This is a genomic window from Chamaesiphon sp. VAR_48_metabat_135_sub (genome assembly GCF_031418915.1).
Lineage (GTDB): Bacteria > Cyanobacteriota > Cyanobacteriia > Cyanobacteriales > Chamaesiphonaceae > Chamaesiphon.
Window position 1 is genome coordinate 21,246 of record NZ_JANOJV010000112.1, and the last position, 6,594, is coordinate 27,839.

Consider the following 6,594-nt stretch of genomic DNA (forward strand, 5'->3'; position numbering starts at 1 on the left):
ATTAAGGGATGATTAGTACCAAGATGAAAATTTTACTGATTGAAGACGAGCCAGATTTGGGTGCCCTCATCCAAACCAGCCTTGCTCATCATCAATATGTAGTCGATTGGATACAAGATGGTAAAACTGGCTGGGAATATTTAACTGACAATCGTTCGACATACTCGTTGGCGATTATCGATTGGATGCTGCCCAAAATGTCTGGCATCGAAATTTGTCAACGGTTACGGGCAGAAAAATACACTCTGCCAATTCTGATGTTAACTGCTAGAGATCGAATGGAAGATAAAATTACGGGGTTAGACGCTGGAGCCGATGACTATCTAGTCAAACCATTTGGGATGGCAGAACTCCTCGCTAGACTCCGCGCTCTCCAACGCCGCGTTCCCACATTTCAACCCGACAGGTTGCAATTGGGAAATCTGCGACTAGACTATGGTAATAATGCAATCGTCATCACCAATCCAGCGGGAAATGAACAATCTGTCAGTCTGACAGCCAAAGAATTTCAACTGTTGGAATACCTGATGCAGCACCCAGATCTTACCCTCACCCACGACCAAATTCGTAATCGCGTCTGGGCAATCGATTCGGAGTCGGCGAGTAATGTTGTCGCCGCCCAAATTCGGCTATTGCGGAAGAAGTTAGCCGAATTTGGCTGCGAGGAAGTAATTGAAACTGTGCGCGGATTCGGTTATCGGCTCAACTCTGTTCATAAATAACGAGATAATTATACGAATTTAACTGCGTACTAGCTGACAGATCGATTTGACAGAAGAAGATCTAACCTTTAAGATGATTTTGTTTGTAGCGATAATGATTCTCATTCTATTATAACTTCGCTGGATAGACTCTGAGCCGCACACGCCACATAGATCGCGAACCCGCCCACAACTTACTAATTTAATCTTACAACTGTGAAAATTAGCCCTCGTCGCTCAAACCTAAAACACTTACTACATTCCAACTGGCTGGTGTCATCACTACTGACATTTGGGCTGTTAACTGGATGTACAACACCGAATAGCCAACAGCCTGGAGATATGCCCAGCCCAACAGCCAGCGAAGCTCCAGCCGCAACTACAGGTAGCAACCCTAAAGTAGTTGTGACTAATACTGTATTGTGCGATCTGACTAAACAGATCGCTGGCAACACCGTTGATGTAGTGTGTATCTTAGCGGCTGGTAGCGATGCTCATGTTTACAAACTTACACCAGAAGCCAGACAATCGATCGAAACTGGTAAATTAGTCTTGTATGGCGGCTATGACTTCGAGCCAGAGCTGATTAAAGCAATTAAAGCGACATCCAATCCAGCCCCAAAAGTAGCTGTGCATGAAGTAGCGGTACCTCAGCCTCAGACATTTGAAGAAGATGGTAAAAGCACCACAGATCCCCATGTTTGGCACAACGCCCAGAATGGGGTCAAAATGGCGGAAACAATTGGAACTAACTTAGAGAAATTAGTTCCAGCCCAAGCAGCAATTTACAAGCAAAATACCCAAAAGTTAACAGCAGAACTCGGACAACTAGATACTTGGATCACATCCCAAATTAATACAATTCCTGCTGCTAAAAAAACATTATTTACCACTCATGATGCACTAGGATATTACTCCAAAGCTTATGGGATTCCGGTTGATGCTTTAGAAGGATTGAGTACAGATGAGAAGCCAAATGCAGCTATAGCTAAAGAAATGGTCGGCAAAATTAAGAAAGCACAAGTGCCGACTATTTTTGCAGAATTGACGCTCAATCCCAAACTGATTACCGCCATCGCTCAAGAGGCAAAAGTGAAAGTAGCAGCGCAGGAAATCTATGCTGATGGCTTGGGTGAGGCTAGTAGCCCAGGTGAAACTTATCAGAAAATGTTAATTTCTAATACTAAGTCAATCGTTGAAGGATTAGGTGGCAAGTTCACACCTTTTACAGCTAAATAAGCTAGACAAGATTTGGAATTGTGCGGTAATTGGTGCCCTGCGGACTACACTTACGTTCTAGCTGAGATTTCAAGTTGTGGAGGGGGGGCTACGAGCAGTCGCGTCACCCCTTCGCTATCACGCAGTTGGAGGTTGTTTGGTCTGACATAGAGAGAGCGGCGGATGTTGGGGATCGATCGACTTTATAATATTGATAAATAAAACGGTATTCTAAAATGAAATTATTTAACTTATTATGGCTACCTGTGGCTGGAGTGGTTGGAGCTAGTTATCTCGCTCAAGCTAATTCACCCCAGTCGCAGCCGGAGCCGGAGACACTCAAAGTCTGGAAAGTCCAACCAGTAGCAATGCCAATTATCGACCCAAAAACTGCTCACCAAGCACTATTAGCACGGCAGAAACAACTAGCCGATCAGAATTTTAGTTGTGACTGCAATGGTTGTAGAGTGGCGGCACAGCAAGTAGGTGTGACTTTCAATTAGATAGATTAGACTGCCATTTCGCCCGATTTAACTAGTTGGCGGATGCTGCTAATACAACTCGCACAGCCACAGCCAAATCGACTGACAGCGGCAAGCTGCAATCTTTGCTCGTAGCTTGCAGGGGTAATCATTTCTCCATGAGTTGATGGTGGGGTCGAAATTCGCTTGACTCATGAGGATATATTCCGTTGTTGATGAAGGATAATCCAAGTCGCGGGTGGTTGATGAGCGAAACAAATACTCTTAATCCGAACTCACGTTAAGCACTATCTAAATCTAGACAGCACAATGACGAAAAGGTTTTGCTTAAATACTGACTGGCATTGCAATACTAGGAACAATTCCAATTACACCTTTTCTGAGTCGTTCGGGACGTTCCGACCATTTCATCGTGCCATCTTGCTGGCGGAGATAAAGACTAGCACACTCTAAAATAGATTGAGATACCTCACCTAAAGAAGTACGATCTAGATCTCCAAATAGATAGGTAGATTTACCAGCAGCAGCAAAAGCAACGACACAGGGGCGATTGCACGCGCCCATACATTTAATCGATTATCAATTATCAACATTTATTCGACCGCCTCGGTGACGCTCTTTCGTCCGATCAAAATTAATTGTTTTTCAGATTGACAACCTCAATCTGGTAAAGAATGAATCAGCCCTGCTAACTCGTCAACTGGGGATTTTTAAGTTAGATTATGTAAATTAACTATCAACCGATCGCCACCGCAATGAAACGGACTTACAACGATACTCTTAGCGATATTAGCGATGCTCCCGATCTCCAGAGTCTCGTTTGCGATAAAAGAGCAGGTAAACGCGCGACTACTGCCAAAGGTAACCGCCGCAACCGCCGCTATCAAAACCGGATGCTCAACGCCCAAACATCTGAAAATTTTGATGAAGGTGAAGATACGTTCGCCGAGAATAATTAATTAAAATCTGGATTAGAAGACTAGCGATCGCCATGAACACGATCGCTTTTTCGATTGGATCTATCGATGTTTTTTTATAGCTGAATATCGAGCTAATGAGAATTTCCACTGTATAGAAATTCGAGCGCGGTTACGCAGTTCATAATAACGAGGATCTGATCATAAGCTGTCATCCACGACATTAAAGAGTAGCATCGACTCGTCCACAATCAAGACGAAATGAATTTACAAGAATGATTATCATTCCCGCTGCTTGTGATATACTGGTAAAGTTTTCATTTATCTTTGCAGTTCATGGATCGGCATCCCATCTACCTCGTGACAGGGCCATGCGGTTCTGGCAAAACTACCTGGATTCACCAACAACTGACTACCAGCACCGAACCTAGTGCTTATATCTGTCTGGGTGCAGATGCTACCCCGATCGATCTGACCTATATTACAGCGACTTGCCCCCACGTCAAACCGATCTCGGCTGGTGCCTCCTGGACACAGCTAGCCCAAATCCAACCGCTATATGTGGAGATTGCGCCGCAACTAGATCTTGCCACTCTGCAATTACCTGTAGCTCTCGAATCTTGTCAACGAATTGCGATCGGACCCAAAGGATTAATCGAGAGTGAATATCACGATTGGGCGACTCAAACCCTCATCAGTGAAGTTACCGAGAAAAATGTTGTGCTAACTGCCTCGCCCCGCTTTGGATTGACTGGAGAAGTTCTAGATCCAGCTAGTTTAAACATATTCTGGGATGAATTAATTCAGGGAGCTTATGGTGAAGTTGCTAGAGCTAAAGGTATTTTTGAGATCGTGGACTTTAGCTATTAGCGGGTGTTTAATGACTAAGCACTAAGGTTTGAGCATTTTTCTTTTCTTGTATGAACCCACCCTGCCCACCGAATTATTGGGGTGGGTTCGGTGGGAAAAGCGGGTGGAGACGGGAAGACTGAGGGTAATAAATGGTAGCCTAATTTCCGTCGTCGAAACCGGATCGAACACTAGGCGTTAAACATCAAAGCTCGACCTCGCACCTGTTGATTAAATTCACCTCGATCGTACACCACTTGCCCCCCGACGATCGTCACCGCTGGCCAGCCCGTCAAATTCCAGCCCTCAAACGGACTCCAGCCGCACTTAGTCTGTAGTTCTTCGCGCAATACCGGATGGTAATTATCTAAATCTACGAGGATTAAGTCAGCATCGTAGCCAGGCGCGATCGATCCCTTGCCGACAATGCCATAAGCCTTTGCCACCGCCGTAGACATCCAGTGGGAAACTTGAGCGACAGTACATCGCCCCTGCATTGCCTGAGTCAGCATCAGCGGCAAAGACGTTTCTACTCCAGGCATTCCCGATGGCACTTGGGCAGGCTCCAGAAAGACAGTTGTAGCAGATGCTTCCTCGTCGGCTGGATTGGTGGTATTCGCCTGACCTTTTTCGGCTAGAGTATGGGGCGCATGATCGGTGGCAATAAAATCAATGACCCCATCCTGAAGAGCTTGCCACAGCACCTCATTGTCATGGGTACTCCGAATCGGCGGGTTCATCTTAATCAGTGTCCCCAGTTTTTCATAGTCGCCCGTATTTAACAGTAGATGCTGCGGCGTGACTTCTGCTGTCACCCAGGCTGGTTTATCCTGACGCAGCAATTCGGCTTCTTCGGCGGTGGAAAGGTGCAAAATATGCAACCGTCGCTGATATTTTTTGGACAGTTTGAGGGCAAGCTGGGTGGCGTTGAGTGCCGCCTGATTGTCTTGAATCACTGAATGAATGGCTGGATCGGTACTGCCTGCAAATTCCTTTCGCCGTTCGGCAATTCGGGCTTGATCTTCGGCATGAACGGCGATGAGGCGGGTACCTGTGGCAAAAATCCGATCGAGAGAACTTTCTTGATCCACCAACAAATCGCCATGCATCGAACCCATGAAGATCTTGATGCCAGGGGTGGGTGTCGCTGTTTGGAGATCGGGTAAGTTTTCGGATGTAGCACCGATAAAAAAGCCAAAGTTCACAAAGGATTTTTGGGCAGCGCGGGTCAACTTGTCGTTGAGCGCAGCCTGATTAATCGTCAGCGGCTTGGTATTGGGCATTTCCAAGAAGGATGTCACGCCGCCACGGGCACAGGCGCGGGAGGCCGTGGTGAGGTCTTCTTTATGCTCTAATCCTGGTTCGCGGAAATGTACTTGGGGGTCAATTACGCCGGGTAGCAGGGGGAGCTGATGAGCATCAATGACGGTATCAGCCGTTGGCGTTGGCGTAGCCTCTGCCTGCGCAGAAGCCTCCGCTTTGCGGAATCGATCTAGGTTTGGGCCAATCTCGCGAATCACACCTCCCTCCACCCACACGTCAGCGGACTGAAAGCTGCCATCAGGAAGCAAAACTCTGGCGTTGCGGATTAATAATGTGGTGTTAGGGGATGGAGTCATGCTAAAGCGAGGAATACTGCTTCTATCATAGGGAATTTCGGTGAGAACTCAAAGTTGAAGTGTTAGAGTTGGATGTGATGCTTTCGCTCAAGTCTAAGCGGGGAAGACTCTTAACCAGCTTGAACAAAAAAACAATCAAGAATTTGAAACATGGATAAGCAGCAGCTCTCCGAGCGGGATATTTGCACTAAATACATTACTCCAGCATTAGAGCGATCGGGTTGGGATATTTTGACGCAGATTCGGGAAGAATTTTCGCTGACAGATGGGCGAATTTTGGTGCGGGGGAAGTTGCACGCTCGTGCGAAGAATAAACGAGCTGACTATGTACTTTTTTACAAGCCTAATCTCCCGATCGCCATTATCGAAGCCAAGGATAATAATCATTCTGTGGGCGACGGGATGCAGCAGGGTCTGGGTTATGCGGAGATGTTGCAAGTACCATTTGTATTTAGCTCTAATGGCGATCGCTTTTTGTTTCATAATAAGATTGCTACCGACGGCATAATTGAGCGAGAAATCGGTTTAGATGAGTTTCCGTCGCCGGATACTTTGTGGGAATGGTGGTGTGTACATCGGGGCTTATCTGCACCGCAGCAAATGTTAGTTACTCAGGATTATTATAGTGACGGGAGTAATAAGACTCCGCGCTATTATCAATTACTGGCGATCGACAAAACCATCGAAGAGATCGCCAAAGGTCAGAACCGGATTCTATTGGTGATGGCGACGGGTACGGGGAAGACTTTTACCGCGTTTCAGATTATTTGGAGGCTGTGGAAATCGAAGGAGAAGAAACGGATTTTGT

The 6,594-nt window shown here is 46.3% G+C and carries 9 protein-coding genes; 6 read left to right on the forward strand and 3 right to left on the reverse strand.

Annotated features, from left to right (window positions below; genetic code table 11):
- Nucleotides 1-23 precede the first annotated feature (23 nt).
- The 3 genes from rppA (at nucleotide 24) to RMO55_RS08240 (ending at nucleotide 2,422) form a co-directional block, all read left to right on the forward strand.
- A complete protein-coding gene (rppA, locus tag RMO55_RS08230) occupies nucleotides 24-722 on the forward strand; it encodes a two-component system response regulator RppA (RefSeq protein WP_310425703.1) in 699 nt (232 codons plus the stop codon).
- 252 nt (nucleotides 723-974) lie between these two features.
- Complete coding sequence (locus RMO55_RS08235) at nucleotides 975-1,940, forward strand: metal ABC transporter solute-binding protein, Zn/Mn family (protein ID WP_310425688.1); 966 nt, start codon at nucleotides 975-977, stop codon at nucleotides 1,938-1,940.
- A gap of 215 nt (nucleotides 1,941-2,155) precedes the next feature.
- Nucleotides 2,156-2,422 carry a hypothetical protein gene (locus tag RMO55_RS08240; RefSeq protein ID WP_310425689.1) on the forward strand — a complete coding sequence of 89 codons (267 nt, stop codon included), beginning with the start codon at nucleotides 2,156-2,158 and terminating at the stop codon, nucleotides 2,420-2,422.
- Nucleotides 2,423-2,427: 5 nt separating this feature from the next.
- Here the strand turns inward: RMO55_RS08240 and RMO55_RS08245 are convergent, their stop codons facing one another.
- Nucleotides 2,428-2,553 carry a hypothetical protein gene (locus RMO55_RS08245; RefSeq protein WP_310425691.1) on the reverse strand — a complete coding sequence of 42 codons (126 nt, stop codon included), beginning with the start codon at nucleotides 2,551-2,553 and terminating at the stop codon, nucleotides 2,428-2,430.
- A gap of 175 nt (nucleotides 2,554-2,728) precedes the next feature.
- Complete coding sequence (locus RMO55_RS08250; protein ID WP_310425692.1) at nucleotides 2,729-2,965, reverse strand: DUF1636 domain-containing protein; 237 nt, start codon at nucleotides 2,963-2,965, stop codon at nucleotides 2,729-2,731.
- Between the two features lie 191 nt (nucleotides 2,966-3,156).
- Between RMO55_RS08250 and RMO55_RS08255 the strand changes: the two genes are divergently transcribed.
- Together RMO55_RS08255 and RMO55_RS08260 are read left to right on the forward strand one after the other, a co-directional pair.
- A complete protein-coding gene (locus RMO55_RS08255) occupies nucleotides 3,157-3,360 on the forward strand; it encodes a hypothetical protein (protein WP_310425694.1) in 204 nt (67 codons plus the stop codon).
- Between the two features lie 294 nt (nucleotides 3,361-3,654).
- Nucleotides 3,655-4,188 carry a hypothetical protein gene (locus tag RMO55_RS08260; protein ID WP_310425695.1) on the forward strand — a complete coding sequence of 178 codons (534 nt, stop codon included), beginning with the start codon at nucleotides 3,655-3,657 and terminating at the stop codon, nucleotides 4,186-4,188.
- A gap of 170 nt (nucleotides 4,189-4,358) precedes the next feature.
- Here the strand turns inward: RMO55_RS08260 and RMO55_RS08265 are convergent, their stop codons facing one another.
- Nucleotides 4,359-5,786 carry a dihydroorotase gene (locus tag RMO55_RS08265; protein ID WP_310425697.1) on the reverse strand — a complete coding sequence of 476 codons (1,428 nt, stop codon included), beginning with the start codon at nucleotides 5,784-5,786 and terminating at the stop codon, nucleotides 4,359-4,361.
- A 150-nt stretch (nucleotides 5,787-5,936) separates the two neighbouring features.
- On the opposite strand from RMO55_RS08265, the gene RMO55_RS08270 reads away from it, so the two are divergent.
- Nucleotides 5,937-6,594, forward strand: a 658-nt coding sequence (locus RMO55_RS08270) for a DEAD/DEAH box helicase family protein (RefSeq protein ID WP_310425699.1), incomplete at its 3' end; no start/stop codon positions are given.

What these genes read in the sequence shown, in the direction of transcription:
- rppA (WP_310425703.1), top strand. Translation starts at nt 24, where the DNA reads ATGAAAATTTTACTGATTGAAGACGAGCCAGATTTGGGTGCCCTCATC.
- RMO55_RS08240 (WP_310425689.1), top strand. Translation starts at nt 2,156, where the DNA reads ATGAAATTATTTAACTTATTATGGCTACCTGTGGCTGGAGTGGTTGGA.
- RMO55_RS08245 (WP_310425691.1), bottom strand. Translation starts at nt 2,553, where the DNA reads ATGATTACCCCTGCAAGCTACGAGCAAAGATTGCAGCTTGCCGCTGTC.
- RMO55_RS08250 (WP_310425692.1), bottom strand. Translation starts at nt 2,965, where the DNA reads ATGGGCGCGTGCAATCGCCCCTGTGTCGTTGCTTTTGCTGCTGCTGGT.
- RMO55_RS08255 (WP_310425694.1), top strand. Translation starts at nt 3,157, where the DNA reads ATGAAACGGACTTACAACGATACTCTTAGCGATATTAGCGATGCTCCC.
- RMO55_RS08260 (WP_310425695.1), top strand. Translation starts at nt 3,655, where the DNA reads ATGGATCGGCATCCCATCTACCTCGTGACAGGGCCATGCGGTTCTGGC.
- RMO55_RS08265 (WP_310425697.1), bottom strand. Translation starts at nt 5,786, where the DNA reads ATGACTCCATCCCCTAACACCACATTATTAATCCGCAACGCCAGAGTT.